This is a genomic window from Phyllobacterium sp. P5_D12 (genome assembly GCF_054049495.1).
Genome location: NZ_JBFUMG010000598.1, coordinates 1 through 2,567, shown reverse-complemented (window position 1 = coordinate 2,567; position 2,567 = coordinate 1). Strand labels below are relative to the sequence as shown.

Here is a 2,567-nt window from a genome sequence, read left to right as displayed (position 1 = left end):
GTATTCTCGCCATTGGCGCAAGGAATGCTGACCGACAAATATCTCAAGGGTGTACCCGAAGAGAGCCGTGCGGCACAGGGCAAGTCGCTCAATCCGGATTTCCTCAACGAGCGCAACATCGACAACATTCGTGCACTCAATGAGATCGCATCAAAACGCGGCCAGACACTCGCGCAAATGGCAATCGCGTGGGTGCTCAGGAAGGGTCGCATCACCACCGCGCTGATCGGCGCCAGCAAGCCACAGCAGGTGGTCGATTGCGTCAAGTCGCTCGACAATCTCGCATTCACAGATGCCGAGCTTGCCGAGATCGATAGCTATGCAACCGATGCGAACGTTAATCTTTGGGCTGCCTCGGCTGAACGCAAGGGGCCGTCACGCAAGTAAAGCACCCTCAAAGCAACCTTGAAATTGGTATGGCGGGGCTAAATATGCGAAACGTCCCGCCAAGATAAGGATTGGACCGTTCAATGAAGATTGCGATGATCGGGACCGGGTATGTCGGTCTGGTTTCGGGTGTCTGCTTCGCCGAATTCGGCTTTCAGGTCACCTGTGTTGATAAAAACCCGGCGATTATCGACCGGTTGCAGGCTGGCGAGGTTACGATCTACGAACCAGGCCTCGACGAGCTGCTGGTGCGCAATGCGCGTGACGGACGCCTGACGTTCACGACTGAACTCGCAGAGACCGTTGCCGATGCCGACGTTATCTTCGTTGCGGTCGGTACACCCTCGCGGCGCGGCGATGGTGAAGCCGACCTGCAATATATCCACGCGGCTGCCGATGAAATCGCTGCGGCAATGAAGCCAAACGCTGTCATCGTCATCAAATCGACTGTGGTCGTGGGCACCAACGCCGATGTGCGGGCGCGCATCGCCAAGGCACGGCCCGACGTGCCGTTCTCCATGGTCTCCAATCCGGAGTTCCTGCGCGAAGGTTCGGCCGTCGAAGACTTCCTGCGGCCAGACCGTGTCGTGGTCGGCGTTCATGATGATGCCGGTGCAGCGGCCATGAAGCGCGTCTATCGTCCGCTCTATCTGCGCGAAACGCCAATGATCGTCACGACGCTGGAAAATGCCGAGATCATCAAATATGCCGCCAACGCCTTCCTGGCCATGAAGGTCACCTTCATCAACGAGGTGGCTGACCTATGCGAAAAAGCTGGAGGGAACGTACAGGACGTGGCGCGGGCCATCGGTATGGACAACCGCATTGGATCGAAATTCCTGCATGCGGGGCCGGGATTTGGCGGGTCGTGTTTCCCGAAGGATACACGCGCCTATGCGGCGACCGGACGCAAGATGGACGCACCTCAAACCCTTATCGAGCAGGTCGTCAGTGTCAATGAACAGCGCAAGCGTTCCATGGCCGAGCGGGTGATCGAAGCAGCGCGGCGCACCGGGGCAAAATCCGTTGCCGTGCTCGGCATTGCCTTCAAGCCCAACACGGACGACATTCGCGAGTCACCGGCACTCGACATTATTCCAGCCCTGCAGAAGGCGGGTTTGAGTGTGCGAGCGCATGATCCTGAGGCACGCGAGGCAGCGGAATCGGTCCTGCACGACGTCACCTGGTGCAAGTCCGCCTACGAAGCTGTCGACGGGGCAGGGATCACACTATTGCTGACTGAATGGAATGCCTACCGGGCGCTTGACCTCAAGCGGGTTTCCACGCTTATGAGCGGCAAACTCCTGTTCGATCTGCGCAATGTCTTCAACGCGCAAGACCTCGAGGGCTCTGGCCTGGAATACCACTCTGTCGGACGACCGCTGGTGGGCAAGAGCGCCAATACCTGACGAATATTCAGAGGGAAAGCTCCATGCACCAGCTGAACGGATTTCGCTATGTGGATGGTGGCAACCAGACTGGTGCTGCCGCCCCGCTGCTTCTCATGCACGGGAGCGGTGGCAATGAGAACGACTTGATTACGCTTTCCGAAAGCATAGCTCCCAATAGACGCCAGGTTTCCTTAAGAGGAGCAGTCGAACGGGAGAGGGGCTATGCCTTCTTCAAAAGGAACGACGACAGGAGCMTCGATTACGTCGATCTGAACTATCAAACGTCTCGTTTGAGCGAATTCTTGGCTTCAGCCTTGGAAACGGGCGTCCTAAAATCCAAGCCCATTCTTCTAGGTTTCTCCAATGGTGCGATCACTGCAGCGTCGATACTCTTTCGCGCACCCATTCTTGTCGCTGGCGCAATTTTAATACGACCACTTTCGCCAGCACCAGACGGGGATTTCCCGGAGCTCGCCGGTCTTCCAGTCTTCATTAGCGCGGGCGAAAAGGACACAAGGCGCTCTCCGGACGATGTGAAGTTGATGACAGCCCAGCTAGAAAAATGCGGCGCTGATGTCACCACTCATGTCCTTCCCACCGGTCATGGTTTACACGACAGCGAACGAAAATTGATTAGGGATTGGCTTCAGGCAAAGTTTCCCTTTGTCGCTGACTAGTCAGCCGTCCCGCAATTCCAATGGAAATGGCGTTCGCTCCCAGATTTTTTCGATCTTGTAGGTTTTGACGGTGATCGCCTCCCATTCGTGGAGAATTCGGGCAATCTCAACC

3 protein-coding genes are annotated in these 2,567 nt (G+C 56.7%); all 3 read left to right on the top strand.

The window, feature by feature from the left end; genetic code table 11:
• The coding region (locus ACXJ5O_RS24035) for an aldo/keto reductase (protein WP_457302100.1) at positions 1–387 on the top strand (387 nt) is incomplete at its 5' end.
• 83 nt (positions 388–470) lie between these two features.
• Positions 471–1,796 carry a UDP-glucose dehydrogenase family protein gene (locus ACXJ5O_RS24030; RefSeq protein WP_457302099.1) on the top strand — a complete coding sequence of 442 codons (1,326 nt, stop codon included), beginning with the start codon at positions 471–473 and terminating at the stop codon, positions 1,794–1,796.
• A 23-nt stretch (positions 1,797–1,819) separates the two neighbouring features.
• Positions 1,820–2,455, top strand: coding sequence for an alpha/beta hydrolase (locus tag ACXJ5O_RS24025; RefSeq protein WP_457302098.1), 636 nt, complete (start codon positions 1,820–1,822; stop codon positions 2,453–2,455).
• Positions 2,456–2,567: the final 112 nt, after the last annotated feature.

Coding starts and splice junctions, on each gene's coding strand:
- ACXJ5O_RS24030 (WP_457302099.1), top strand. CDS start 471: ATGAAGATTGCGATGATCGGGACCGGGTATGTCGGTCTGGTTTCGGGT.